Here is a 26,280-nt window from a genome sequence, read left to right as displayed (position 1 = left end):
ATGCTATTCGTTCACACAAAATTGAGCCGCTAATTAGCGGCTCTATTAACGAGTACTATGTGATCCAACTTGGAACTGATCCACCCTTGGATCAGTTCCTAAAGCCTCTGACGAAAAACCATTCGCTTGCGAATAATAATATGTCACGACTTCTGATAGCTGCGGCGGAAGGCGCCAGGTGTGATTCGTTCCAGCTTCTTGAAGATGGCTCCATAATAGCTGGCCGATTCGAAACCGACTTGACGAGCGATATCCTCCATCCCGCGTTGCACATTATCGAGCAGCAGTTCCTTGCTCTTGTTGACTCTTACCTGATTAACATAGCTGATGGGACGAATACCTGTCGTTTTCTTAAACAAATGACAGAAATATTCTGGTGTAACACAGATCAATCCAGCAAGCGTTGGCAAAGTAATCTCTTCAGCATAATGTTGTTCAATATAGTCCAGAACCGGCTTTATTCGCTCATACTGCTGTCCGACAGTATCGCTGCCCTCAACAGATACGCGTTGAATAATCTCTGTCAATAAGGTATAGAGGACAGCGGAGCAGGCGTAATTGCTTAATGTCTGCTCTTGTGGTGTTAAGGCAGCTTGTAGTAGCTCCCGCATTCGGGATAGAAGGTATTCAGGCTGTGCAAGCGTGTATACGCATGTGTCGACAATGCCAACGGTTTCAAACAAGCTTGCTGTCCCGTTGCCATCGAAAATGATCCAGTCGACTTCCCAACTGCCGGATAGCGCATAGTATTCGTGCTTCTGTCCAGGGAATAACAGCATGCCCATACCTGGCTTGACGATATGTTCCGTTTCACTGAGCTTGAGCTTACCCACACCGCTGCGGCATTGTATCCACTGATAATCCTCAATGCCTTGGTCTCGGCGGATATGCTCCTGTTCATGATGCAGGCCGATGCCAAGTAAATAAAAAGGGAGCAGCTTGTCTCGGGAAGATAACACCGGAAAATTACGATTGGGATGAGGCATACGGCTAACTCTCCTAATCTTAATATTGTTATATCATATTAATTATTTAAGATATTCACTCGAATTAATATAACATATAATCGCAATATATTGATAAATAAAGGAGATCACAGGATGACAATTAAGATCGGAATTGATTATTATCCAGAGCAATGGACCCCGGAGTTATGGGAGAAAGATGCCATACTTATGCAACAGACAGGGGTTGCAGTTGTGCGAATGGCGGAGTTCGCCTGGAGCCGAATGGAACCGACTGAGGGGAATTATCAGTTTGAATGGCTGGATGCGGCCATAGAAGTATTCGCTTCGCGTGGTATGGAAATTGTGTTATGCACCCCCACCAATACCCCGCCAAACTGGATGACAACCCGTTATCCGGATGTGCTGCCCATGGATGAACAACGCCACATCATTCGGCCAGGTGTGCGTGGACATCGTTGCAACAACAGCCCTTCCTTGAGAATGCTGGGCTCCAAATTTGTGGAAGCGATATCACAGCGCTATGGTAAGCATCCCGCCGTCATAGGCTGGCAAATCGATAACGAGATGCACTACCAAGAATGCCATTGTGATACATGTAATCGTGCATTTGTTGCTTGGCTGCAAAAGCGTTATTCCAAACTGGAGGAGTTGAACCGGGAGTGGGGTACGGTCGTCTGGAGTGGTGAGTACAGTAGCTGGGCTGAGGTAACAACACCACTCGGTGCCAGCAAACCGATGAATCCTTCCTATCTTCTGGAGTACAAACGATTTTGTTCTGACAGCGTAGGCTATCTGCTGGGATGGCAGCTTGAGATTTTACGTCGCAACTGTCCAGATCAATTCGTGACGCATAACATGTGGCAATATCCGAATAGCCTGGACTATTATGATATGCACAACGAATTGGACTTCGTCTCTGTCGATTATTATCCGAATGAGCTGTATCGCGATTATGGCGATCTGTTTCCGAGGAACGGAGCGCTTACGCTGGACTTGGTTCGCGGTATCAAACGTCGGAATTTCTGGGTAATGGAACAGCTCAGCGGAGCGCAGGGCGCCTGGATGCCGATTCAGCGCACGCCGTATCCTGGACTGATCCGAGCTCGCTCTTGGCAGACAATCGCTCGCGGTGCCGATATGGTCGTACATTTCCGCTGGCGGAGTGCTACCGTCGGAGCGGAACAGTTCTGGCATGGGCTGATCGACCACAGCAATGTTCCTGGACGCAGGTTCAGGGAGTTTGCTGAGCTTACTCGCGAGGTGAACCGGTTAGGAGAAATGCTCGCCGACTCAACCATTGTTACCCAGGTTGCGATTCTGCATTCGCATGATCAGCACACAGCGCTTTCCCTTCAGCCGCAGGCGGAAGGGGGAATGCACTACTTAGACAACTTGTCCTCTATGCATAATGCATTTCTGAAAATGGGCGTCGGTACAGACGTTATCAACTGGACTGAGGAGCTCGATGGGTACAAGCTGGTCATTGCCCCTTCCCTCTTCCTGTTAAGTGAAGAAGTAGCACAGCGGCTGGAGCGATTCGCAGCCAAGGGTGGTACGGTTGTTCTTACCAATCGGACTGGCGTGAAGAACATGAGGAATGTATGTGAGATGCTGCCTCTGCCGGGGCTACTGGGTGAAGCGGCGGGTGTTGTCGTAAGTGAATATGATGCCATCGGCAACAGTGAGCATCGGATACGGAACGCTGAGGGCAAGACATTCGCTGCGAAGCAATGGTGTGATCTACTGGAACTGCGAGGGGCAGAGCCAATCGCCTGGTATGACAACGACTTTTACGAGGGTGTACCGGCGGTTACTGTCAATAAGTTTGGTGAAGGTGAAGTGTATTATGTCGGCACTTGGCCGGAGCCATCGTATTTCTATCAGTTGTTTGAAGGCATATTGAAGGAAAAGGATTTGGCGCCCAAAATCCAGCTGCCGGAAGGTGTCGAGCTGTCGATTCGAACGAAGGGGGAGCAAAACTTCCTATTTCTGATCAATTTGACGAATGAGCAACGAGAGATTACGCTGGACGTTCCTTATCGCAGCTTGTTGACCAGCGAGAGATTGGATCAGAAGTTGACCCTTCCAGCTCTGGGAGTAGATATTTTAACTGTATAAGATCAGCAGCTTGTCATATTTAAGATGGGATGTCTCACAAGGCTTACGACCTTGCGGGACATCCCTTCACTTACTTCACTAACGTCTACCAATTCGAATAAGAGTTATTCCAGTTAGTTCATCTTATTTGATTTTGATTTTCAGTTCATCCTTCTTGGCTTCTTGTAAATCATCGTAGACCTTATCTGGTTTGCCACGAAGTATTAATATCATTGACTCCGGATTGTCCAGCAGATTGCTGCTGAAAGAATACATCATTCCGTCTTCCGTTCCGCTCCCGCCTACCATGGATAACTTGGTCTGCTTCCCATTCCTGGAGATCGAAATGATTTCGATAGGCCAAACGATCTCGTTGAGCGACAACTTCGTTTTGTAGTCCATCTCTTGATCAGGTGCATGGACAAATTTGACCCGCGTTACTAGCGGAGACATCTCCACCTCCGACAATAAGACCTCATAGCCTCCAACGGTAAAGGTCCGATTAACGTTGATGATTTCCGTTTTGGGGATAGAGAATTTGGGATCCAGTGCAAAAGAAAGATTCATTTTTTGGGAATATTTATATTTCCGTTCCTTTTCCCCTTTTTCTGAATTTCCCACCACATCTGGAACAACGGAAGAAAGCTGGAACTGAAGATTCACTTGCTCAGGGAGCGGTTTATTTCGATTACGCTCAATTGTATTCCGGCCATAAATGGTATGCTTATCCTTCGAAAAATGCATACCTCCTATATTTCCGTTATCAAGGACATAACCTGTTCTTGCATCCGTCATCTTGGTATTGACTATCGAATAAATCTCTTGCGAAGCATCCGTTCTGGCGGTATACAATACCGTTATCCTGTTCTCATCTGCCAGAACCGCATTCACGGTAAACTGATATATGCCCGATGTAACCGTCCGATCCACGAGTTGCACATAATCATGATTTAGCGTTGAAGTAATCGTGGCACTATCCATATCCGAAGTTAGCAGGCCACGAAAGGGCTCTAGTACACCCCAATGGGTGACAGGCTCAGTATATGTTGCCGGTTGTTGCCCATAGTTTCCAAGCGGGCCCGTAAGAAACCAACCTGCAGCAAGGACCGTGACCAGCACTGCCGTAATCCATTTGACACGAACGATCCTACCTGATCGTCTTGTTCTGGCCTTTGCGATACCACGTTGAATCGCAGCAGTCGTGTCCGCCGGATTCCACTGCTGTTTCTCTCTTTTCACCTGATATGCGTCTGCAAGAAGTGCTTTCTCCTCCGGGTTAGTGGTCATGCCAATCCCTCCTGTTCTTCATCAACTTGCGCAACTGCTGGAGTCCCTTGTGCTGCCAGGTCTTGATCGTCCCTTCTGGTTTGCCAAGGATCGAGGCAATATCCGTCAGTGTCATGTCGTTATAATATTTCAGCAGTAGTACATGGCGATATTTCGGTTTCACCTTTTGCAAAAGAGATTCCATAGCGATTCGATTATCGTCAACACTAATCATCCAAGATGCCGGAATGCTGTCCTCCATATCCTCCTTCGCCAGAGGTGTCGCCCGCTTGCGGCGCCTCTGTTCATCGATGCAGACATAGATGAGAATCCGAATCATCCACGACTTGAACGCCTTCTCATTATTCAGCGTACGACGTTTGATCCAAGCCCGGCACGTCATCTCCTGCACAGCTTCCAGCGCATCTTGCCGGTTACGCAGGTAGCTATAGGCAATAGAAATGAGCGTATCTTGATGTTCCATAATAGATTGCACAAATGCCGTCTCGTCTTCGGTCTGCACATAGATCCTCTGGTTTATCTCTGCTTTTGTTTCCACCCCGCATCCCTCCTTCTCTCTCTTTCTGTGGTATAAGACGGGTGAGTGAAGCAAACGGTTTTTATTCATCAAAAAAAGCTCCGCCATCATCATGAGGGAGCTTGATTACATAGCACTTCGGCCGCCGATATACTGAATTACGTACACAAATGAACAATCCAAGATCAACTAACTTACAAATTGCCGGTGACTTCGATCCCGTCGGCCAATTGCAGATGATTTCTCACCCAAGCTGTGAACTGATTCAAAAAATTCCGTAATTCTGGCTCTGCAACCACCTGTTGATCCAGCTCTGATAAAATCCCCACCCACACATCCTTCGTAATCGGATTCTCCCAGCAGGGATCAAGTGCCTTCATCTCTTCTCCAGTTCGCGGGTCAGTTAAGGGAAATACACGATCCAATGCAGGACAAATATAGTCAAAGTCTTCATTATATATGAACAGCATGTCTTCCATCTCTACTTCAACCGATTCTTCTATGTATAAAGGGGATAAAACAAAACCCACATTTCGCTGTGGACCTTGATATTGATATATGAGCGAAGGAATTGTTCTCTTTGATTTTTTAGCCATATATGTTCCTCCTGTTTCAGGCAAATCTCTTACCGCTCAGAGTTCAAACCAGATTAAACCACCATCAACCTGTCTGGTTTCTTGCTCCATCTGATGCATCCAGCTCCGCGCCTCTTCACCCCAGATATGAAACAAACAGTATATATACGAATCCCCATCCACAATCTCTTCAAACCCGGAAGCTTTTTCTATCCACACTTCAAGTGCTCTAGGCCAGGAAGGATCTTCACGTTTCAATACAAAGCCGTTGGCTTGGTGTTCCAAACTATACACTTCGGTAAATTTTAATGAATTTGCCAAACGCTTCACGACTTCAGGTAAAATCGCAGGCTCCGTTGTTCTAATCCCATATTCCCAGCCCATATGTACAACCTCCTTCAGACTTCGTTCGCTCCAGATTGTTGCTTTTGTTCATGCATTTGATGGATCGAACGATTCAACCACAACTCGTACCAGTCCAGAAAATGTAATCGATTCGTATTGCCCCAATACTGATCAGGATAGATTCCATTGCGGTTAGCCCGGTCATCAACCCAGATCTCTCCGTAGGAGGCTCCCTTAACAATCAGATTCATGGAGATGCCACAGCCAAAATCACTGATGCGCAGCATGCCTGCCGACCATTTTGGATCAAAATATTCATGTTCCAGCGCTTCCCATTCCTCTTCTTCCTTGCTGTCATCGAACCAGTCATAGTTCCAGTTCCATGCTTCCGTGAATTGGAAAGGGTCCGAGACCGCGTTCAGCTCATCGTTATAACCCAGCACAGCGTATACGCCGTCATCCGGGTTTTCCAGACCATAATAAGGTCCTGTACCACCCGTTCCCATATGAAGAAGCCATACCTTATAGTACTCCGGCAACTCAATTCGCCATTTCTGTTCAAATTGCGTAATATCCTCCTGCGTCCATACAGGTGCCATTTCATATTCATGGTTTTCTGCACCAAACAGCTCCAGATCCGGGTCCAGACTTCGGAGAGTGATCAACTTTTCACGCATACGCTCCAGTTGCACTTTGTACATGGCTTCCCTACCTCCCTTCTTTACTCTGTTAAGTTTGTTCGACGGGGTACCCGCGTTGCTGCAACTCACCCAGTGTGGCTGCCACATCTCGCTCAGGACACAACTGCTTAATCAGGCTGACGGTCACCGGTTTTCCTTCATATACTTCAGCTACGGCTTCCAACGGCAGATCCGGCAAGTCATAGTACCCTTTGGCCCAATCAACGTAATCTACCGGGTTCTTCTCCAAATATCCCAGTAAAAATTCTGCGCCACCTCTGGCGTCCGCTTTGTCTTCCTCGGCCATCGCCAGCTGAATCCAGTTACCAACCTTCCATGGCAAGTCGTTCCCTTCCTTCCATAGGCAAAAGGTCACATCCTCCAGATCCAATGTTTCCTCCTGATCTCGCAGAACAGCCATCAACGTCTCCGGCACTTCATCGTACATGCCCGGATAGATTTCTCCGTCCTCACGAGCATGTGGGCTCAAGGGTGACTCATGATCGAATCCTTTGATCAACGTGCCCGAATCCGTAAACAAGACATGCAGATGATCACCTGCGCCGTTATTGATGTTTCCCCATGCCACACCTGGCTGAAGTTCAGCTTCATAATGATGTACGCGTAACCATTTTTCCTCCGAAAAGATGATATCCAAAGCAGCGAGCATTCTCATTTGTTTACGCAGGGCATCTGCATTCATCATCGTTATCTCGTTCCATTCCTGCATATGAATCCCTCCTGTTCGTATATGTACACTATATCCGGATTAATTCATCCAGCGTGTTATTTCCCTGAATACTTGGTGTCATGACAATGGTGATCCGACTGGCTTCTCTGGAGATGATACACGCATAATTTCCAGGCTTTAACTGGAACAGAACCCCTTCACACGTCTCATCCGGCTCCAATTCACCTCCAGTGACATCATCCGCCGCTCCCAGATAGACGTGCCCAGACGGAACTTGCAGATGATACACCTTTTCCCGTTCCGCTCCGTGATCTGGATCTGAATCCTCCTCTACATCCTCCAGGCTCCATTCCACCTCATACACTCCATCCGCACCCAGATTCAGGAACAGACAATGACCTGCGTTCACCTCAGCCAGCTCATCCACTGGAATGGACCACCAGTCCGAAGTATCCTCGGCACGATGTTTCAACGCTGCCAGATCATACAGGCACAATGTTGCCGTATCTGTAACCATTTGAAATGTTCCTCTCATATTCACCCGTCCCTTCTGTCTGATCCAAGTCTGACCTCAGAAATATATTCCATCATTATATCAAGCCTGATACACGTGTAAAAGGAACCCTCGGACCATCTCTGCTTGCGCAACTCTTCATTTCTCGCTCCAAATGGTCGATATAAGCATAACTGACTTTTTTTGAACCTGATGGAGGAAGCCAAGCCATGTCAATTAACAATAGAAAAGAACCCTTTCGATACACATTGAAGGAACCGATCCACTTTGAGATCTATATTCTCAGCATCAACGGGGTTAACGCACCAGCCAAGCCCATTCAGGCTGAACTCTGTGACATCAGTCGATCCGGCTGTCAGCTGTCATTTCCGCTATCCCTTCCTGTAGAGAATAACGATATTCGGATTGGAATGAATATGTTGCTTTTTGAAGACCCTCTATATATGGAAGGCACTCTCCGCTGGGGTCAAGAAAAAAATACCTCATGGCACTATGGGGTTCAACTCGAAATGCAGGATGGGAACCAGGACCGTCTCTCTAGAGAGATGCGAATGCTTGCAGGACAAGGCAAAATCATCGTGAAATAGTTAAATAGCCTTAAACCTGTAACAAAACAAAAAAACAGCCCAATCAAATTGGACTGTCGCAAGATGAAACTCTTTATGCCGCTTTACTAACTGTCGCTGGTTGTTCCATTTTGGACCAGTTCACGGTTTTTTCAAGAACCAGTGAGACCAATACCCCTATGACGAGACCATTACTTATGATCGGAATGAGGTACATGGGCAAAGTTTGAAAGGCCTCCGCAGGAATATTCATGACCGCAACTCCCGTGAGGACCGGCAGCGCTACACGATAGATCGTTTTAGAATTAAACGTTGTACCTTCAAGCGTTCTAAGTGCCGTGCCAAACATCTGAAGATAAGCCACGAACAAAACCGCACTGCCGACGCTTGGTGGTATTTGTGCAAAAAATGCTGTCACTGAAGGTGTAAGACCGATCACACATAACATCCCCGCTCCAATAATCAAGGCAGCACGACGCAGAATGCGAGTACTCTCCAGGAATCCGATCGATGATGCAAATAAACCAAAGGGCAGCACACCTACACAGGCTGACAACATCGTGAACAGACCCGTTAGCGCATAGGAATGCCTATACTGACGGCTTGTTGTTTCTGTCCGGTATAGTTTCTCAACTGTGCTTAATGTGGTGATCGAATTCGTCATGTTCACCAGTCCCACGAAAAATGCAGTAATGACAATACCCGGTTCCCATCTGGGTGCTCCCCACGGAAACAGTTCGAGACCAGCCGGGGCCTGATTAGGCTGTCCGCCATGTTGTCCAGGAAACAATAGACTATAAGCGATCCAGCCTGCCACAATCCCAATCAGGATCGCGTAGTTCCCCAGTTTCCCCCTACCCTTTAATTGAATCCATGCCACCAAAAATGCAATGACAACGGATAATGCGGCAACAGGCAGATCGAAACGGCCAAACTCCGTATATCCAATCATACCTTTGAAAAAATTCATCGTTAATTGAATCGTCATTAGAAACAACATGGCACTCTTCACCATAGGTGTGAACAGCTTTTGCAGCACTTGCGCCGCTCCCAGCCAGCCCAGAATCACCATCGTTAATCCCGCTAACAAAAAACCTGCAGCCAGTCCACCGCCAATACGCTCCAGACTCATACCGGCCGATGAAGCAGATACCGTCAAACTTAGCGTCAATCCCCACCATAACCCTGACGGACCATCCATAATCGCATATCGATGACCAAATACGGCTTGAAGAATACACACTGCTCCGGTAAGGATAAATGCGTGCTGCATGGAGGTAGCGATGGCATCCGGAGACAGATGAAAATTATGTCCAATGGATAGCGGAACAACAACGGTATTGGTAAACAGGAAGAAAAACCACTGTATACCTGCCAAAATCAGTGAAGATACGTCCTTCATATTCTTTTGTAAAAAATGCTCTTGATGTCTGTTCATTCGTTTGGAATATCCTTTCACTGTTCTGTATCATAAATGTATAGCCTTTTCAGACTTGGGTTAATAGTCGTTCCATCTCGGCATACCGATGCCGGCTCGCATGTGCAAGCGGTGTAATCCCGTCCCGATCCGCAATCTTTGGATCTGCACCATATTGTAAAAGCAAGGCAACAATCTGCTGCTGACGCGGCCCACCATCTCCCAAAATGACCGCTTCCAGCAAGGCTGTCCACCCCAGGTTGTTGATATGGTTCACATCCACATCACTGCGTGTCAGCAGAAGCTCCACAATGTCCACATGGCCCCGATCCGCTGCTGGGATAAGAGCTGTGCCGCCAAAACGATTTGTTAACCTCGTATCTGCACCTGCTGTAATCGCCAATTCGACCATGTCATACATACCCTCAGCACTCGCGTATAACAGCAGGTTGTCCAATCGTGCATCCCGAAGATTAATGTCGGCTCCGGCGTCCACTAACATCCTTGCCGTGTCTATCTTGTTACCGTGCACCGCTGCCAGCAGAGGTGTCCGCCCCAATGTATCCCGTTCGTTCAACCGGTTACCCTGTTGTGTGATAAATCGAATGACCTCATCGGTATGGCCCGCTTGAGCAGCATCATGTATTGTTCTAACCACGTTGTTTTATCCTCCAATTCAAGGTCTTTCTCATGCAGTAATATTCATATAGAAACCAAACCCTGTTAGTCAGGTATGCAAATCTAATGTATGGTAACATAAGATCGTAGTATATTAAAAATACATGTTTTGTTGCCTTTCCATATGAATTACATATACATTGCAGGCGAAGGAGAACAACCACTTGGATATCAAACAATGTCGCTATTTCATTGCCATTGCTGAGGAGAAACAGATTACAGCCGCAGCTCGAAGACTGCACATGGCTCAGCCACCCTTAAGTCAGCAGCTAAAGTTAATGGAGGAAGAGCTTGGCGTAATTTTGTTTGAACGCAAAGGACGTATAATGGAGCTAACGCAGGCGGGTCGCAGCTTCTATGATTATGCGGTTACCTTGACCAAATATATGGAGGAAGCTGTAATGGAGATGCAAAGTTTCCGTCACGGCATACGGGGCAAACTCGCCATCGGCATCAATACCATATCGGATCGCCTGATCCCGCAAGCACTGCAACAGTTTCGCACCACCCACCCACAGGTTACCTATAAAATTCAACAAAATGAATCTGCGCAATTATGCCGATTGCTGGAAGATGGCAAAGTTGAACTTGCCTGTGTACGCATGCCTGTCCAGACTGAACGTTATGAGGTGCTGCATCTGCCACAGGAACCCCTTTTCTACATTTCTTCAACACCGCTTGATAGTCCGACAGAGATGGGACCAGGAGTGGAGATGGGGACTTATTTTGAGCAGCTTACAGGTATCCCTCTACTGCTTCCAAGCACAGAAGGACTCGGTATGTTCGAGCTAATTTTGGACAAGTTTCGGGAGCATCAGGTTACCCCCTCCATCATGGGTGAGTGCTCAGACATTAATATGTTACTCGAGCTGGTCCGACTCGGCTTCGCCAGTTCCATCGTGCCTCACACGGTACTACAGCTATATCACGAGCACCCATTCCACGTATATCGCATCCAGGATCAGCATTCCACGGTCGGTTCGGCGCTGGTCTGGCTGCAGAACCGTTATCTGTCCAAGCCTGCACAACACTTTGTGCAACTGGTGCAGGGTATGCTTCCCGTGTAAAAGGCTATAAGCAAAAAAAACAGCAGCTTTACCGGATTACATTCCAGTGAAGCTGCTGTTTCATTTTTATAGTTAAGCTTTAGCTGTGAACAACAAGTCTTTTTCTTTGATCGTAGTGCGACCAGCAGACTCAATCGACTCATACTGATGCATATTTGTAATAATGACTGGTGTAATCGTTGTGTAACCGGCTTTTTCGATCTGTTCCCGGTCAAACTCCATCAGTACATCACCTACAGCAACCTTCGCACCTGCTTGAACTTTAGGAGAGAAGAATTGACCTTTCAGCTTCACGGTATCAATCCCGATATGAATCAACATCTCTGCGCCTGTATCACTTACCAGACCAATGGCATGTCCACTCTTCGATAACGAGAACACGGTTCCGTTGATCGGAGATACGACGCGACCTTCAGATGGTTGAATCGCGAATCCTTTACCCATAATCTCTTCAGAGAACGCAGGGTCTGGAACTTCGCTCAGCGGTTTAACTTCACCTGTAATCGGGCTGAATACTTGCTCATCTTGTGCTTTTGCTTCTTCAGTTACAGCAGCAGAAGTTGTTGCTGGTGGTGTTGCCGGCTCAGCTGCTGGTGCAGCTACTGGCTCCGATGCATTTTCTTCTTGGAAGCCCAAGATATACGTAATGATTGCTGCCGCTACGATGGCAATCAAACCACCAACCAAAGCATAAATCAATGTGCTAATTGCTGGACTGACAAATGCCGCAATACTCGGCAGACCTGCAAGTCCTGTAATAACATACGATTTAACATTGAAGATTCCCATGAATGCACCAGCAATAGCACCCCCGCTGAGAGCTGCGATAAATGGTTTTTTGAACTTCATGTTGATACCATACATCGCTGGTTCCGTGATCCCCATAATAGCCGTAAGACCTGTGGAATAGGCCAGGGATTTGGTTTTGCTATTTCTCGATCTGAGACCTACACCAAATGCTGCACCACCTTGTGCCAAGTTAGCTGCAAACATCAGTGGAATAATAAAGTCGTAACCCAGTGTTGTCATTGAACCAACAACGATTGGCAGCAACGCATAGTGCATACCTGTAATGATCAGCAGTGACATCGTACCACCAATCAGGATACTTGCGAAGATGGACATGTTATCGAACAGCCATGAAATACCACCGGACAAACCATTACCAAGAACCGTACCCAATGGACCTACTGTCATCAACGTCAGTGGAACCATAATTAACAAGGTAACTGTTGGAACAATGAGTAACTTAAGTGAAGCATGTATAACACGATCAACGGCTTTCTCAACATATGAAGCAATCCAAACGGCCAGAACAATTGGAATAACTGTAGAAGAATACGTAGCCGCTATGACTGTAATCCCCATAAAGGATGAGTTATGACCATCGGCCAGCAATGCTGTAATGGTCGGGTGCATAATGCCCGCAGCAAGCGCCGCGGCAATATACATATTACTACCCAGCTTACGTGCAGCACTGATCGCCAGAATGATTGGCAGGAAGTAGAAGGCACCGTCACCAATTGCCGACAAAATGATATAGGTTGAACTAGTATTGGACAACCATCCAAGTGCGACAAGGATAGCCACGATCCCTTTGATCATACCTGCACCTGTAATCGCAGGCAGGATTGGTGTAAACATACCTGAGATGAAGTCGAACAACGCACTTATCGGATTTCTCTTTTTCTTTTCTCCAGTTGAAGCGCTTGAGGTTGCATTATCTGCGTTTGGTGATTTGGACATGTTGCCAACGAGTGCGTTATACACGATAGGCACATCGTTACCGATGATAACCTGGAACTGTCCACCGTTCTCCATAACGCCCATAACGCCTGGTGTATTTTTCAGCGTCGCTTTGTCCGCTTTTTGGTTGTCATTCAGGTTAAATCTGAGTCTTGTCATACAGTGTGTGACTTGATCGATATTCTCTTCGCCACCAACAAGCTTCAAAATATCCTTGGACAATTGTTGTTTATCCATTGTGTTTTGCTCCTTTTATGTGTAATGAAGGTTAAAAAAAAACCTAAACACTGAATAATGACAAAGCAGAAAAGCTTATCATTATTCAACGTTTAGGTTTTGCCTTTTTAGCAGTAACAATCCCAACTTTATTCAATTGTTTGTTCATTTCTGACAATTCGTTCAATATGAATGGTCAGATACAGTATTTCTTCCTTGGACAACACCCGATTATAGATCTTACGCGTATAGTCACTGATCCTTACTGCACATGCATGTGCTTCCGGATACTGCTTGCTCACCAAGTCATGAAGCGGATTATCTACTTCTTTATCTTCAATCGCCGTTCCTTGCAACACACGTTGGGCAAAGAACTTCAGATGAGTTAAAAATCGATAATAACTCAATGAATCTTCATCAAGTTCAATCACAAAGCTACGTCTTACGATGTTAAGTATGTCCTTAACGATGTTCGTAATACTGATCGTTTCCCTCATCTCACCGTTCATCTGGGCATTAACCAGATGCATTGCAATGAATGCGCATTCGTCTTCGGGTAGCAGGACACCTAATGTTTCCTCAATAATCTGTAGCGCCTTGAGTCCAATGGCATATTCCTTCCGGTACATGCGCTTGATCTCCCAGAACAATGCGTTACGGATCTGCAATCCTTGACGATGTCGATCAATGGCAAAATGAATATGATCCGTCAGTGAAATGTAGATGCTTTCATGCAGCTTCTCACCTAACACCGTCTCGGCATAACGGATAATCTCATCCGAGCACTCGACATATTCAACCGGGATATCAGACAGAAGTGTTTTAAGTTTCTGTGATACTTCCTTACTTTCAAGCGAGAATATTTTTTCGACGAGACTCTCGTCAATCGATTCACCAGTATGCTTTTTGAAGGCAATTCCACGTCCCATAACGACCAGTTCGTTTCCTCCCGGATCAATTACGGTAACTACGTTGTTGTTCAGCACCTTCTCAATTTTCATTTCTTCACATCACCTTGCACCGTCAAAGTAGTAAAAGGCAAAACCAAAGCAGGTCACGAAATATGCCCCGCTTCTGGTTTTGCCTGATTGAACAGTAACAATCCAGTATTCATTAGCCTTAGGCCCATCTTACCATATAATTATCCATATGACAATGTTTTTGTGAAAGCGGTTAATGTGCGTTAATGTGACATCAGAAGGTGCTTGCACAACTATGCTTATAGAACTAGTATTTACTCGTTGTTGTTCTTAAGACTTGCGCCATTTGTACTAATAACTTCCTTGTACCAATGGAATGATTTTTTCTTGTAACGATCCAATGTTCCTGAACCGTCATTGTTGCGGTCTACATAGATGAAACCATAACGTTTCTTCATCTCTGCTGTTGAAGCACTTACCAGGTCAATACAGCCCCATGACGTATAACCCATCACTTCTACGCCATCCTCAAGAGCTTCGCCAACCTGTACCAGATGGTCATTCAAGTATTGAATACGGTAATCATCGTTCACCGTTTTATTGCCATTTTCGTCCGTAATCAGCTCATCGACTGCGCCCAGACCATTTTCGACAATAAACAATGGTTTTTGATAACGGTCCCAGTATTTGTTCAAGGTTACGCGCAGTCCTTGCGGATCGATCTGCCAGCCCCACTCACTCGCTTTCAGATAAGGGTTTTGCACACCTGCGAACAGGTTTCCTTTGCCTTCGATACGTTTCTCGGGATCACCAGTCTCACAGATACTTACATAATAACTGAACGAGATAAAGTCTACGGTATGCTTCAGAATTTCAGCATCGCCATCTTCAAACTTGATATTGATATTATTCGCTTTGAAATAACGATTAATGTATTTTGGATAGTATCCACGTGCATGGATATCAGCAAAGATATCATTGCGCTGTTCCGCATGCATCGCTGCAACCACATCATCCGGATTCGGAGTCAACGGATACGTAGGCATGCTCAGTACCATACAGCCGATTTTGGCTTCAGGCATAATTTCATGACCCAGTTTCACAGCTAACGCACTGGCTACCAATTCATGATGGATCGCTTGGTACAGATCCTGTTTGGACAGTTCAGCTTTTGGCGTATAGATGCCGCCGCTCATGAATGGTTCCTCCAGGATGGAGTTGATTTCATTAAACGTCAGCCAGTATTTAACTTTGCCTTTGAAACGGTTGAAAAGCACTGTTACATAACGCTCGTAGAAATCGATCATTTTACGGTTAACCCAGCCATCATATGTTTTGGACAGATGCAGCGGTGTCTCATAGTGAGAGATCGTTACGAGTGGTTCAATACCATATTTGTGGCACTCATCGAACAGGTCATCGTAGAATTGCAGACCTTTCTCATTTGGCTCCAATTCATCACCTTTAGGGAAAATACGGGACCAAGCGATAGATGTACGGAACACTTTGAAGCCCATTTCAGCAAACAATTTAACATCCTCTTTGTAGCGGTTGTAGAAATCGATACCGATCAGTTTCAGGTTATCTTCTGTAGGTGCTTCCGTTCTAGGCGTTGTAATCCCGTGTGGCATTACATCTTGAACAGACAGACCTTTGCCATCTGTATTATAAGCTCCTTCAAGTTGGTTGGCTGCTACAGCGCCGCCCCATAGGAAGTCTTTCGGAAATGGTGTAGTCATATCAATCATTCCTCTCATTATTTATCATTATAAAGTTGGTTATTGAACTTAGTTTGTTGGCAATTGTTCCAATCGTTGCAGAATCAGCTCCAGCTGAGCACCTGTAACCGACTTCGATGAATCAAATTGATCTTTGGACATACCGGACATAATACCGGCTTTGGCACTATTTTGAACGGCTTCATAAGCCCAATGCTTATCATTCAAATCCTTGAACAATACTACAGTTGACTCGTCTGCATCATTCCAGCCGCGACTCGTCAAAATATGGTCTACGATCACTGCCATCTGTGCACGTGTTACTTCCTCTCCCGAGGCAAATATCTGATTGCTGACACCTTTCATCAATCCTGCCTTAGTCACTGTTGCGATGGCCTGACGAGCCCATTCAGGGGCAGAATCTGTGTACGGGTAAACAGATTCGGATACTTTAGGAAGATTTAACTTGTCGGCAAGCACGAGGGCGATCTGCGCTCTTGTCACAGGCTCAGTTGGTTTTGTTCCATGCTCTATGTTACCTCCATCCTGTTCCCCTGAAGTTCCTTTGCTTAGTTGGAACAGGTCGGCAAGTACTTCTTTGTTGTCAAAAGCCGGTACCCATGACCAATGCTTCATGCCACCGTACAGTCTTTGGCTATCCATGTATGCATCGTCATACAGCGTCATATTGACATGCTTGGCTCCAAGCTCAGTCAAAGCCTGATAAGCCAAAGAGCTTGTCCGGCTGTCAGTGGTTGGATCATTTTTGGCATGCATAATCCATACTGGGACATCCACAATATCTTTCAGTTCTTTTTTGAATGCTTCAACAGATCCGGTGTAATCCGCTACCGTATCCTTGGCCGCTACAATAATCGCTCCAGCAAACAGATCGGGATATTGTGTCAAGAAACGGAAGGCACCACCACCGCCACTGGAAACACCAGACAGATAGATCCGATTCGGATCAACTTCACCTTCAGCAACCAGCTTCTGAATCAACTCATACTGCGCCACGAAGTACGCCTGCATCTGGGCCAGTTGCTCCGGGTTATCATAGATTTTGAAGCTGTAATTCTCAGGATACTGTACGGCCAGTACGGAAGTATCATACCCCGATTCCGTCCAGACTACAGCTCCACGATTTGCAGTAAGATGGCTGCGCCCGTCCGTACCAACTTCGCCACCACCATGGAGCCATACCATGAGCGGCTTCGGTTCTTCGGACGTGCTTCGTTTCAGTTGATAGGACAAGTTCGCACCATTACTGCCTGTAAATTGTCCTTTTTCAAACTCATCGACCGTACGCGTTTTGACTACATTTACATTTTTATCGTCAAAAGAAAGTTCAGGATACGCCTTGCTTTTGACTGCAAATGCTGACTTAAATCCACCTGGATATTTAAAAGGCTTTACCGCCATATGGATGGTATGATCCGTAATTGTCAATTTTATTCCGTCATCTTCATACTCATTTTGTATGATCTCTTCCACTTCATTTAAAGGATAGCCATCATAATTGCCAGTAATTTCGAAGTCTGAAGCTTTCAGATTCTGATATTTCTCCGGATTCGCTACAGTAATGTCAAAGGACTCTACCATCTCTCCAGGATCACCAACATAGGTATTGGCCTGGATTTGAGTAACCTGGGTGCTTTCCGCACCAACGGTTGCTGGCCAGATCACACTCAGACTTAGTGTCAGGGCAAGCATCCATCCCATACTTTTTGTGTTCATACTCCATCTTTTCAAAAGATATCCCTCCATATGTAATGTTTGCAGCACATAAAAAAGCGGACAAACGCTAATCAGCAGGCCCTCAGGAACATTAAATTCCATTAAACACTAACTGTTATATCAGGTTTGCCCGCTCAGAAAACGTGAGAACTACAGTTGCTCACCATTACTGGAGATTACGTTTTTGTACCAGTCGAATGAATCCTTTTTGGAACGTTTGAGTGTTCCGTTACCTTCGTCATCCAGATCCACGTAGATGAAACCATAACGTTTGGACATTTCGGAAGTGGACATGCTCACAAGGTCAATCGGGCCCCATGCTGTAAATCCAATCAGATCGACGCCATCTTTGATGGCTTCTTTCATTTGTTCGATGTGTTTTTTCAGGTAATCCACACGATAGGAGTCATGGATCGAACCGTCTTCTTCAACACGGTCATATGCACCCAGACCATTTTCTACGATGAACAATGGTTTCTGGTAACGATCCCAGAAGTTGTTCAAGGTTACGCGCAGACCGATCGGATCGATCTCCCAGCCCCAGTCGGATGCTTCCAGATAAGGGTTTTTCACGCCGCCAGTCAGGTTACCCGATGTTTCTTCCTTGTCTGCAGATGCAGATTTGGTTACGGACATGTAGTAGCTGAAGGAGATGAAATCAACGGTATTGTTCAGCAAGATCTCGTCATCGCCTGCTTCTTTTTGGATCACGATGTCGTTTTCTTCAAAATAACGAGCCATGTAGTTCGGGTATTTACCACGAGCATGCATGTCCGTGAAGAAGAGGTTAATCTGATTCTCGTGTTGAGCCAGACGAACATCTACCGGATTACATGTTGCTGCATAAGTTTCCATACGAGCAAGCATACAACCCACTTGGGAACCAGGCATAATCTCGTGAGCAAGCTTCGTTACCAATGCACTTGCTACAAATTGGTGATGCAGCGCTTGATAAGTGGTTTGCAGTTTGTTGTCCACTTTATCGATCAGAATGCCGCCGCCAGTGTATGGGCTGAACAGCATTACGTTAATTTCATTAAACGTCAGCCAGTATTTCACTTTATTTTTATAACGGTTGAACACCGTTTCTGCATACCGAACATAGTGCTGGATTACTTCACGGCCAGCCCAGCCGTTATATTTTTGCGTCAAGCCAAGCGGTGTCTCATAGTGAGACAATGTAACGAGCGGCTCGATGCCATATTTCAACAATTCGTCGAATACTTCATCATAGAATTTCAAGCCTGCTTCATTCGGCTCTTGATCATAACCGTTCGGGAAAATACGTGCCCAGTGAATGGACAAACGGAATACTTTGAAGCCCATTTCAGCGAACAATGCAATATCTTCTCTAAAGTGATGGTAGAAATCGATACCAAAACGTTTCGGGAAACGTTCTTCAAATTTGCCGGAGAGGATCTCTTCGATTCGGGAAGAGGAAATTTCCATAGCATGTCCGCCTGTACGCTTCTCTTTGGGAACATGAGCGATCATGTCCGCTGTGGAGAGGCCTTTGCCGTCCTTATCGAATGCACCCTCCAATTGATTGGCAGCTGTAGCGCCGCCCCATAGGAAGTTTTCGGGGAATCCTTTTTTTGCCGTGGTCATGAACAACAACCTCTTTTCGAAATTTATTTTGGTTTTTCCAGGTGAAAAATGGTGTAATTTAGAGCAGAAAACAAGAAAAACCTAAACTCAAGGTAAAATAGCACCAAAAAAAGGAGCTTTCATTTCACCATCAGTTTAGGTTTTGCCTGTCTTCACAGTTACAATCCATCAAAAGATGTTATTGCATATTCTGTTGTGTTTGCTCTTGTAATGTAAGCGTAACATATCTATTTTGCAAAATCAACTTCACTGGATCAACTGATCGCTCGCACACTCTCACCATCAAAAAAATTAACGTGGCATACGCATAATGGCCGCCCTTAATGCCTGCACTCCTTCCTCCGTTTCCAGGTAAACAGCGGGACTTTGGTCCCATAAAGCCGGGATATCTTTCGCTATCCATTCAAAAACGTACTCCCCCATTTCACACAAAAGCACCCGACTTATATCCGCCGGAATCCCTTGTAGTCGCGCTCGTTCTACCCACGCGGGGTTCATCTTTTGTCCAAGTTCTTCGAAAAATTCGGAAAATGAGTCCCAGCTTGCCTGATTAAACTCCTTTAAATAGATACCTTTCATACTCATGTAATTTCACTCCCCATATCGCCATTTGTAACCCTGTGGTCCTATTTAACACAATTCATCCTTAAGCCGCTTGAATCCGTTTCTGTAACAGGTAGACTTAATTTTAAATGTTTTTCGGGGGAAAGAACAGTCAAGGAGGATTCAATAATGACGCAGGAAGAAAACACATCTGGTTGGGATGCAATTGATCAATCCATGCGTGAATTGTATGGGGAACAAGAGCCAAAACACTACGGCACTGCCCTTCCGTATATGCTTGGAGGTCCCGATCCACTCGATGGCATTAGCGTTTATGCTGTCGATAACCCTATGCCTCACTGGCATTTTGTCACCTACGGTTTCTCAGAATTATATGAAAAAGAGATGCAGGATGCATCCAAGAGCGGGTATGGTTTTGAGCTCACCTTTCGGCTTACACGCAGTGAAGCAGAGACGGATCCGCCAGCCTGGGCACTGAATCTGCTACAGAATGTAGGACGTTACGTGTTCAACAGCGGAAATATCTTTCAGCCAGGAGATTACATGGACGCCAATGGCCCCATCTGTCTGGAATCCGATACTTTGCTGACAGCTCTCTCGTTTATTGAAGACCCGGATCTACCCGCAATCTCTACGCCTAATGGTTCAGTGCAATTTATTCAGATGGTTGGCATTACAGGTCGGGAACTGGAAATGATTCAAAGCTGGAATGCTCGTGGATTCCTGTCTGCCTCCTCCATGTTCATGCCTAAATATGTGACGGATCTGATGAGAAATTCGTACGCAGATATTCCTTCGGTTATACAAGCGGTTGAGGATGGAATGGAACAGGACGGGTCCAGTACAGCGTTTTTATTCATACAACAACTGGCTTGGGAGTCTCCTCGCAAAAGATTGCTGCAAAAATCGGTCCCGGCCAAACTCCAGCTTGGAGCCAAACAAGCCGTATTAGTTGGCACCATCCTTCGTAGCCGAATTTCGAAAGGTGCCTCCCTATCCTTAATCGGACCGGATACTAATATTCTGTTCGAAGCAGGAGAACAGCCAGCCGTATTGGAATCAGACAGACAAGTTACCCTGACGGTGAACAAACAAATTGTTGAGGAGCTGGCAGAGAACCTTCGTCCGGTTGAAGGGACATTTGAGATAACTTCATTGGATCATATTATCGTTCAGATTGTTAGAACAGAAATCAAGGACCAGGAAGGACACGTCATTCAAACGATTGGATGAGAACTGTGCAGCAAGGAGGAAACAACATGCCTGCCATTACATTTGCCTCACGACACGAAGAGTCTCCGAATTGCTCGCATGCAGCAGGAACGGCTCCGTTCGACTATTTACCAGAATCCAGTCTGGACAGGCTTCGTAAAATCAATCATTTCCTGATTCATGCATTCCAGAACAGTATCTCGGTTATCCAAGAGAATTTAACGGGCACTTATCTTTTTTTACTCGCAGATAGCAACGGTGTGCTCCTCTCGATGAATTACAGTTCAGATCTTAAAGCTGTAGTAGAACATTCCCCCATTCGTCCGGGCATGTTCTTCACTGCACAGAGCTGTGGAGTTAACGCCATATCTGTAACGATGGACAGCAACGAGCCTGTAGTGCTGCTGCCCAAGCAGCATGAAAGTCCTTATTTTCAAAGCTGGCATTGTTACGCCGCACCTCTGTTCATTGCATCCCAACATGTCGGTTATCTGGATGTGTCCACCATTAATGCAGATATGCAAGGTGAACTGATTGCCATTGCCAAGCTAATTCCAGCGTACATGCAGAACTGTTATCAGAGTCAACAGACTGCTGAAGTGTGCGACAAACCGGCGGTGGAGTTCACCGAGCGTCAGTTAACCATTCTGGAGATGATAGCCGGAGGCCTCACGGTAAAAGCCATTGCTTTGAAATTAAAGATCAAGGAATGCACCGTGAATCATCACAAAAAAGTGATTTTTAACAAATTAGGTGTGCAATCCAGCACAGAAGCTGTTTCAATTGCCAGCCGAATGTCTTATGTATAGAAGACCCCTATAGATTCCTATAGGTAGTATATGAGAACGTTTGTGCTACAATTTAGGAAGCAGGCAACATGTAGAGAGAGAAACAAACACACACATTTCAGGAGGGTAATATGACAATTCCAAAAAAAGCTTCTTTATTCGCCATGCTCATTATGATTATGCTGGTTGCAGCCGCTTGCGGTGACAAAGCAGATAACACAGCCGCAACAGAAGAGCCTACCCCGACAGAAACAACGACGGGTACTGATTCTGATACAGCCAATACAGAAGAAACAGAGAACACAGAACCAGCAAGCGAAGAATCCAAGGAAACTGATAATTCACAAGACGTTGAGCTGGGGACTACGGAAAAAGGTTCTTACACCAATGACTATTTTGGCGTATCTCTGAAATTTCCGGAAGCTTGGGAGTTCCAGGATGCTGCAGGCATGAATGAGCTGACAAGTGCTTCATCCGAAGCGATTGCTGGTGATGATGAAACAAAGAAAAAACAAATTGAATTGTCTCAGACCAAAACATTGAATCTGCTTATGGCTTCAAAGTATCCATTAGATGCAGGCCAAGTTGGTCCTTCCGCAATTGCGGTTGCTGAGAAAGTAAGCTTGTTGCAAGGCATTCGTACAGGTAAAGACTACCTGGAAGCAACCAAAAAATTCATGGTGGATAGCCAGTTCCCTTACGATTATAAGGAAATGACAACGGAAACCATCGGTGGTAAAGAGATGGATCTGATGCAAATCACGATGGATCCAGGTGACGGTTCAACCGTTACTCAAGATTACTATAGTACAATTATTGAAGGATATGCTTTCAACTTCATATTCACTTACGTGGATGATAAGACCAAAGCCGAGATTGATACCATCAAGAAATCGGTTCAATTCAAATAATCGCTTTTGATTACTGCCATTATACGAAGAACATATAACTCAACCCCGATAACGATCTGTGGAGATCATCGTCGGGGTTCTTTTGTAGTTAAAAAGACTATATATTGCACTAGCTAGATATGGCTACCCAGTGCCCTTCCGTGACTTCTACCCACTTGGAATGTTCCAGATTATAACGGTCCTCTACTTCAACATTTTCTTTAGTTGTTTCTTTGACAACATGTCTCTTTTTCTTCGCTTCTACCGCCGGATCAGGCACGGGAATAGCAGATAGCAAAGCCTTGGTGTAGGCATGTTGCGGGTTGGAATAGAGTTCTTCACTCTCGGCCAGCTCTACAATTTTCCCGTTATACATCACCGCCACTCGATCACTGATATGTTTAACCATGGACAAGTCATGCGCGATGAAGAGATACGTCAATCCGAGTCGCTGCTGCAACTCTTCAAGCAATTGTACGATCTGAGCCTGTATCGACACATCCAGTGCAGACAATGGCTCATCACATACGATGAATTCAGGTTCCACAGCCAGAGCTCGTGCAATACCGATCCGCTGTCTCTGTCCACCCGAGAATTCATGTGGATAACGCTGCGCATGGGTGGGATCAAGACCCACCATCTCCAGCAATTCCTCCACACGCTTTTCCCGCTGAGCGGCAGTGCCTGCAAGTTGATGAATATCAAGCGCTTCTCCAATGATATCCATAATCCTCATTTTGGGATTCAGAGATGCATAGGGGTCTTGGAAGATGATTTGCATATGTCTACGCATCGTTTTCATCTCCGAAGCCGACAAGCGATTGAGCGGGACTCCTTTAAACAGTACATCTCCACCTGTTGGCTCATGCAATCGCAGAATGGCACGCCCCGTGGTTGATTTTCCGCTACCGGATTCCCCTACAACGCCAAGCGTCTCTCCTTGACGAATATGAAAGCTAATATCATTAACCGCCTTTAAGGTGTTACCTTTGCCCAGATTAAAATGTTGTCTGAGTGATTTCACCTCAAGCAACGGCTGATCGTCTTCCAGATCTCTCGGGACCAACGATACCGGTTTGGGCTTTTTCTTCTGATCCAGACGTGGTAATGCATTCAGAAGTCTGATCGTATACGGGTGTTTGGGATTAGCAAAAATCTCTGTTGTTGTCCCGGTTTCCACAATCTGTCCTTCTTTCATAACAACAACCCGATCACACATGCCTGCTACTACGCCCAAATCATGCGTGATCAGGATAATCGATGTGCCCAGTTGGTCCTGCATATCTTTCATCAAATTAAGAATTTGTGCCTGAATCGTAACGTCAAGTGCGGTTGTCGGCTCATCGGCAATGAGTAATTCAGGACGACAAGCAAGTGCAATACCGATCATGACCCGCTGGCGCATGCCTCCGGAGAATTCGTGTGGATATTGGTTGTAGCGTATTTCACTACGAGTTATCCCCACCCGCTCCATCATGGCAATCGCCTGTTTCTTGGCTTCCCTTTTGGACACCTTCTGATGTTTGATTAGACTTTCGGAGATCTGTTTACCCACTTTAATAGTCGGATTAAGAGAACTCATTGGGTCCTGAAAGATCATGCCAATATCACGCCCACGAATGCTCTCCATCTCTTTCTGCGTTTTATTCGCCAGATCGACCCCTTTGAACAGAATCTCTCCATTTTTCATCTGTGAAGGCGGCGATGCAAGCAGCCTCATAATGGAACGTGCGGTTACACTCTTGCCACTACCCGATTCGCCTACAATGCCTAGTGTCTCTCCTTTGCGCACTTCAAAACTTACCTCTCGTACTGCATGAAACTCACTCTCTCCAGAATGAAAAGAGACCGATAGATCATTAACTTTCAATAAAGGTTCCATGTTATCACCAGCTCTCATCCGTATTTCACATTCACTTATCTCATATGTATACCATTTAATTCCTTGACAATTGTTTAGACCCTAAATAATATATACTATATCAATCGGAATAATGCAATTTAAACCTGAATGAAAGGAGGCACGCTTGGTTTGAATCTTGCAGAAAGCAACAGACTCTCGCGGTTGGTGCACAATTTAAGTTTTATTTATGGCAAAATGCTGCTTCATCCTTCCTACCGATATGTTCTGTTCATTCTTGGATTACCGATCAATCTGGTCGTGTTTCTAATATGGCGTTCGAATCGAAAAAATGACGGCTGGGTAGCCGCCAGGCAGACGGCTGAGCAAGAACTGCTCGCTTCTTCCTATCGGAACAAGATGAAGTTGGAAGTCGAAGTACAGCTACGACGCAAACATCGTTTTTTCCAGCAGCAGGTCAGTGAGGAAGAATTCAGACGTCAGACCGAGGAATGGTTAGAAGAAACGGTTCAGAAAGAGTTGAAGGAGCGGACTTCTCGCATACTTCAGGAACAGGGAAGTCAACGTCTTACGATGGCCGATACATTCCACACCCTTATCGACAAACCGTGGTTTTTCGCGATATCGATTATTCCTGGCTGTCTGATGTATGGCATCCTCTTTTTGTATGGAAATCCTTATCTAAAGTACATATTTGAAAGATTACTGATGACGGTATTTGTCATTCTGGGCGTAGCCACACTCGTATTTACGATTTTGTATCTGTCTCCGTTCAACCCGGCAGCTAACATTCTCGGAGAGACAGCAACGCAGGAACAGATTGCAGCATTCAATCAGGTGTATGGCTTGGATCAGCCTTATCTTACACAGCTCTGGAACAATATTAAGGGAGTTGCTCTCTTCGACCTTGGCAAGTCTTTTGCAGGAAATGAAGACGTAACAGCAACGATTGCAAGGAAGTTTCCAATTACATTGACGCTGGCGGTTATCTCCCTGCTGCTAGCACTCGTCATCGCATTGCCCATCGGTATCATCTCAGCGATTAAGCCTAATTCATGGTTCGATTATACGTTTATGTTCATCGCTCTGATTGGATTATCGATCCCGAATTTCTGGCAAGGACTTATTTTCATTCTGAACTTTTCGATCAAATTACAGTGGCTTCCCGCCACCTTCAACCCGCAGAACTGGCTGTCGATCATTATGCCAATCATTGTGCTGGGCACAGGACTTACGGCTGCGGTGGCACGGATGACCCGGTCTTCTACACTGGAAGTCATTCATGAGGATTATGTGATGACCGCCCGCGCCAAGGGGTTAAGCGAACGTCAGGTCATGCTGAAACACGCTGTACGTAATGCATTGATTCCAATCGTAACTGTGGTTGGACTTCAATTCGGAGCCATGCTTGGCGGGGCAGCAGTGACAGAGAAAGTGTTTAATATCAGCGGTCTCGGCAGCTATATTGTGGATAAACAATTCATCCCCGATATTCCGAGTATCATGGGCGGAGTAATCTACACAGCAATTACGATCTCCATTATCAATGTAGCGGTTGATCTGCTGTACGCTTTTATTGATCCAAGAGTGCGCTCCAAGATGAAACAATATTAAAGTG

The 26,280-nt window shown here is 45.7% G+C and carries 24 protein-coding genes; 7 read left to right on the top strand and 17 right to left on the bottom strand.

Going from position 1 to position 26,280, the window contains the following annotated elements:
• Positions 1-143: 143 nt before the first annotated feature.
• Entirely contained in the window at positions 144-986 is an 843-nt protein-coding gene (locus tag AC1DE7_RS13625; protein WP_477534570.1) for a helix-turn-helix domain-containing protein, read from the bottom strand.
• Positions 987-1,100: 114 nt separating this feature from the next.
• On the opposite strand from AC1DE7_RS13625, the gene AC1DE7_RS13620 reads away from it, so the two are divergent.
• Positions 1,101-3,086 (top strand): beta-galactosidase, encoded by a 1,986-nt coding sequence (locus AC1DE7_RS13620; RefSeq protein ID WP_477534569.1) that lies wholly within the window; start codon positions 1,101-1,103, stop codon positions 3,084-3,086.
• Positions 3,087-3,209: 123 nt separating this feature from the next.
• Here AC1DE7_RS13620 and AC1DE7_RS13615 read toward each other — a convergent pair whose 3' ends face one another.
• The 7 genes from AC1DE7_RS13615 to AC1DE7_RS13585 form a co-directional block, all read right to left on the bottom strand.
• Positions 3,210-4,352 carry a DUF4179 domain-containing protein gene (locus AC1DE7_RS13615; protein ID WP_405157691.1) on the bottom strand — a complete coding sequence of 381 codons (1,143 nt, stop codon included), beginning with the start codon at positions 4,350-4,352 and terminating at the stop codon, positions 3,210-3,212.
• Positions 4,342-4,890, bottom strand: a complete 549-nt coding sequence (locus AC1DE7_RS13610) for a sigma-70 family RNA polymerase sigma factor (protein ID WP_477534568.1) — start codon at positions 4,888-4,890, stop codon at positions 4,342-4,344. The genes AC1DE7_RS13615 and AC1DE7_RS13610 overlap by 11 nt, the downstream gene beginning before the upstream one ends.
• A 173-nt stretch (positions 4,891-5,063) precedes the next feature.
• The gene (locus AC1DE7_RS13605) at positions 5,064-5,465 is read right to left on the bottom strand and encodes a hypothetical protein (protein WP_405157692.1); all 402 of its coding nucleotides are present in this window, start codon (positions 5,463-5,465) and stop codon (positions 5,064-5,066) included.
• Positions 5,466-5,501: 36 nt separating this feature from the next.
• Positions 5,502-5,828: a hypothetical protein gene (locus tag AC1DE7_RS13600; RefSeq protein ID WP_315371484.1), complete on the bottom strand. Its 327-nt coding sequence runs from the start codon at positions 5,826-5,828 to the stop codon at positions 5,502-5,504.
• 14 nt (positions 5,829-5,842) lie between these two features.
• Complete coding sequence (locus AC1DE7_RS13595; protein WP_315371483.1) at positions 5,843-6,490, bottom strand: SMI1/KNR4 family protein; 648 nt, start codon at positions 6,488-6,490, stop codon at positions 5,843-5,845.
• Positions 6,491-6,518: 28 nt separating this feature from the next.
• Positions 6,519-7,199 (bottom strand): hypothetical protein, encoded by a 681-nt coding sequence (locus AC1DE7_RS13590; protein ID WP_477534567.1) that lies wholly within the window; start codon positions 7,197-7,199, stop codon positions 6,519-6,521.
• A 28-nt stretch (positions 7,200-7,227) separates the two neighbouring features.
• A complete protein-coding gene (locus tag AC1DE7_RS13585) occupies positions 7,228-7,695 on the bottom strand; it encodes a DUF6386 family protein (protein ID WP_477534566.1) in 468 nt (155 codons plus the stop codon).
• Positions 7,696-7,883: 188 nt separating this feature from the next.
• Between AC1DE7_RS13585 and AC1DE7_RS13580 the strand changes: the two genes are divergently transcribed.
• The gene (locus AC1DE7_RS13580) at positions 7,884-8,261 is read left to right on the top strand and encodes a PilZ domain-containing protein (protein WP_036617371.1); all 378 of its coding nucleotides are present in this window, start codon (positions 7,884-7,886) and stop codon (positions 8,259-8,261) included.
• 73 nt (positions 8,262-8,334) lie between these two features.
• Here AC1DE7_RS13580 and AC1DE7_RS13575 read toward each other — a convergent pair whose 3' ends face one another.
• The gene (locus AC1DE7_RS13575; RefSeq protein ID WP_477534565.1) at positions 8,335-9,678 is read right to left on the bottom strand and encodes a uracil/xanthine transporter; all 1,344 of its coding nucleotides are present in this window, start codon (positions 9,676-9,678) and stop codon (positions 8,335-8,337) included.
• A gap of 49 nt (positions 9,679-9,727) precedes the next feature.
• Entirely contained in the window at positions 9,728-10,315 is a 588-nt protein-coding gene (locus AC1DE7_RS13570; protein ID WP_127550067.1) for an ankyrin repeat domain-containing protein, read from the bottom strand.
• Between the two features lie 184 nt (positions 10,316-10,499).
• On the opposite strand from AC1DE7_RS13570, the gene AC1DE7_RS13565 reads away from it, so the two are divergent.
• Positions 10,500-11,402, top strand: coding sequence for a LysR family transcriptional regulator (locus AC1DE7_RS13565; RefSeq protein ID WP_477534564.1), 903 nt, complete (start codon positions 10,500-10,502; stop codon positions 11,400-11,402).
• Between the two features lie 72 nt (positions 11,403-11,474).
• Here the strand turns inward: AC1DE7_RS13565 and AC1DE7_RS13560 are convergent, their stop codons facing one another.
• From AC1DE7_RS13560 to AC1DE7_RS13535, 6 genes are all read right to left on the bottom strand, one after another.
• On the bottom strand, positions 11,475-13,385 hold the full coding sequence (locus AC1DE7_RS13560; protein ID WP_477534563.1) for a beta-glucoside-specific PTS transporter subunit IIABC: 1,911 nt from the start codon (positions 13,383-13,385) through the stop codon (positions 11,475-11,477).
• A 128-nt stretch (positions 13,386-13,513) separates the two neighbouring features.
• A complete protein-coding gene (gene licT, locus AC1DE7_RS13555; protein ID WP_036617363.1) occupies positions 13,514-14,365 on the bottom strand; it encodes a BglG family transcription antiterminator LicT in 852 nt (283 codons plus the stop codon).
• A gap of 233 nt (positions 14,366-14,598) precedes the next feature.
• Entirely contained in the window at positions 14,599-16,023 is a 1,425-nt protein-coding gene (locus AC1DE7_RS13550; RefSeq protein ID WP_036617361.1) for a glycoside hydrolase family 1 protein, read from the bottom strand.
• Between the two features lie 48 nt (positions 16,024-16,071).
• Positions 16,072-17,739 carry an S-layer homology domain-containing protein gene (locus tag AC1DE7_RS13545; RefSeq protein WP_477534562.1) on the bottom strand — a complete coding sequence of 556 codons (1,668 nt, stop codon included), beginning with the start codon at positions 17,737-17,739 and terminating at the stop codon, positions 16,072-16,074.
• A gap of 150 nt (positions 17,740-17,889) precedes the next feature.
• Positions 17,890-19,347, bottom strand: a complete 1,458-nt coding sequence (locus tag AC1DE7_RS13540) for a glycoside hydrolase family 1 protein (protein ID WP_036668687.1) — start codon at positions 19,345-19,347, stop codon at positions 17,890-17,892.
• 291 nt (positions 19,348-19,638) lie between these two features.
• Positions 19,639-19,932, bottom strand: a complete 294-nt coding sequence (locus AC1DE7_RS13535; RefSeq protein WP_477534561.1) for a hypothetical protein — start codon at positions 19,930-19,932, stop codon at positions 19,639-19,641.
• A 147-nt stretch (positions 19,933-20,079) separates the two neighbouring features.
• On the opposite strand from AC1DE7_RS13535, the gene AC1DE7_RS13530 reads away from it, so the two are divergent.
• The 3 genes from AC1DE7_RS13530 (at position 20,080) to AC1DE7_RS13520 (ending at position 22,822) form a co-directional block, all read left to right on the top strand.
• Positions 20,080-21,144: a suppressor of fused domain protein gene (locus AC1DE7_RS13530; protein ID WP_477534560.1), complete on the top strand. Its 1,065-nt coding sequence runs from the start codon at positions 20,080-20,082 to the stop codon at positions 21,142-21,144.
• A 26-nt stretch (positions 21,145-21,170) separates the two neighbouring features.
• Positions 21,171-21,932: a helix-turn-helix domain-containing protein gene (locus AC1DE7_RS13525; RefSeq protein WP_477534559.1), complete on the top strand. Its 762-nt coding sequence runs from the start codon at positions 21,171-21,173 to the stop codon at positions 21,930-21,932.
• A 110-nt stretch (positions 21,933-22,042) separates the two neighbouring features.
• Positions 22,043-22,822: a hypothetical protein gene (locus tag AC1DE7_RS13520; protein ID WP_340031002.1), complete on the top strand. Its 780-nt coding sequence runs from the start codon at positions 22,043-22,045 to the stop codon at positions 22,820-22,822.
• A 109-nt stretch (positions 22,823-22,931) separates the two neighbouring features.
• On the opposite strand, the gene AC1DE7_RS13515 is transcribed toward AC1DE7_RS13520, so the two are convergent.
• Positions 22,932-24,683, bottom strand: a complete 1,752-nt coding sequence (locus AC1DE7_RS13515) for an ABC transporter ATP-binding protein (RefSeq protein ID WP_036668695.1) — start codon at positions 24,681-24,683, stop codon at positions 22,932-22,934.
• 150 nt (positions 24,684-24,833) lie between these two features.
• Between AC1DE7_RS13515 and AC1DE7_RS13510 the strand changes: the two genes are divergently transcribed.
• On the top strand, positions 24,834-26,276 hold the full coding sequence (locus AC1DE7_RS13510) for an ABC transporter permease subunit (protein WP_340984514.1): 1,443 nt from the start codon (positions 24,834-24,836) through the stop codon (positions 26,274-26,276).
• Positions 26,277-26,280: the final 4 nt, after the last annotated feature.

The sequence above is a fragment of the Paenibacillus sp. 10L310 genome, from assembly GCF_056395745.1.
This window is presented reverse-complemented; position numbering and strand designations above follow the sequence as displayed.